This window comes from Roseovarius dicentrarchi (genome assembly GCF_003316635.1).
Classification (GTDB): Bacteria; Pseudomonadota; Alphaproteobacteria; order Rhodobacterales; family Rhodobacteraceae; genus Roseovarius; species Roseovarius dicentrarchi.
The window spans coordinates 1-1,262 of the sequence record NZ_QNQP01000075.1 but is presented as its reverse complement, the minus strand read 5'-3'; the positions used below and the strand labels follow the sequence as shown (position 1 = coordinate 1,262).

The window sequence follows — 1,262 nt, the reverse complement described above, 5'->3', positions numbered from 1 at the left end:
AGCACGCTTGTCGGCTGGTGCGGCCGTGCCATGAAGACTCTGTCACCACTGATTAAGCAGATCGAAGCCGACATCATGGCCAGCGACCTGCTGCATGCGGACGACACACCCATCCGAGTGCTGGATCGCTCTTTGCGTGACAAGGGACTTGGCAAGGGTGTCAAACAAGGCCGCATCTGGGCTTATGTGCGCGATCAACGCCCTTGGGCGGGGACATCGCCACCGGGTGCTGTCTATCGCTTTGCGCCAGACTGGAAGGAAGAGCATGTTCTTGACCACCTATCCGATGCGCGCGGCATCCTTCAGGCCGATGGCTACAAGGGCTATGCCAAGCTCTATGCGCCTGAACCCGATGGCAAACCGCGCTTGCGCGAGGCGGCCTGCTGGGCCCACCTGAGGCGCGACTTCCATGACTTCTGGACCTCGACTAAGTCCGAGATCGCCCGTGAGGCTCTCGATCGGATCGGTAAGTTCTACGACATCGAGCGCGATATCAACGGACAGCCCGCCGACCTCCGCTATGCGGCGCGGCAAAAGCTGAGCCGACCAAAGGTCGAGGCCTTCTTTGCCTGGTCCGAACAGCAGCTCCTGCGCATCCCGGGCAAAAGCGATCTGGCCAAAGCCTTCCGCTACGGACTCGCCCGGCAGGACGCTTTCAGCCTGTTTCTGTCTGACGGGCGTGTGGCCATCGACAACAATCCCGCTGAACGCGCCCTGCGACCGATTGGAATTGGACGTAAGAATTGGTTATTTGCAGGCGCCGATACCGGTGCGGAAACGCTCGCGCGTGCAATGACCGTCATTGAAACCGCCAAGATGAATGGCCTCGACCCACTGGCCTATCTCGCCGACATCCTCGACCGTATCCACGATCACAAGATTAACCGGCTGGATGAACTGCTGCCGTGGAATTGGGTACCGCTGGCAGCTGCACAATCAAAGGCCGCCTGATGGCTGCGGTGACCTATGTCTGCAGCATCGACTACGTCGCCAAAATGTTGGGCGAGGATGCCGAACTTCTCGAAGCGATCATCTACAACGACGACAACCTGACCTATGGAAACATCGTCAGCGTTTACGTCGGACCCGACGAAACAGTCACCGCACTGACCGATGATGGGATCGAAGAGCTTACGGACATGATCCGCGCCGCTCGTATCACCAACAAAAACTGGCATGAGTTCCTTGATGACTTCGTGCATGACACCGATCTGGCGGCCCGCATCAAAGCTAAATCGCCGCGGTAACAATGGGGCGGTTAC

At 58.6% G+C, this 1,262-nt stretch carries 2 protein-coding genes; both read left to right on the top strand.

Translation table 11 applies throughout. The features are described from left to right. A partial coding sequence (tnpC, locus tag DQ230_RS16890) for an IS66 family transposase (protein ID WP_113913708.1) occupies positions 1–951 on the top strand: 951 nt, incomplete at its 5' end. Continuing rightward, positions 951–1,247, top strand: a complete 297-nt coding sequence (locus DQ230_RS16885; RefSeq protein WP_113913707.1) for a hypothetical protein — start codon at positions 951–953, stop codon at positions 1,245–1,247. The genes tnpC and DQ230_RS16885, both read left to right, overlap by 1 nt. The last annotated feature ends 15 nt before the right edge of the window (positions 1,248–1,262 follow it).

Coding starts and splice junctions, on each gene's coding strand:
- DQ230_RS16885 (WP_113913707.1), top strand. CDS start 951: ATGGCTGCGGTGACCTATGTCTGCAGCATCGACTACGTCGCCAAAATG.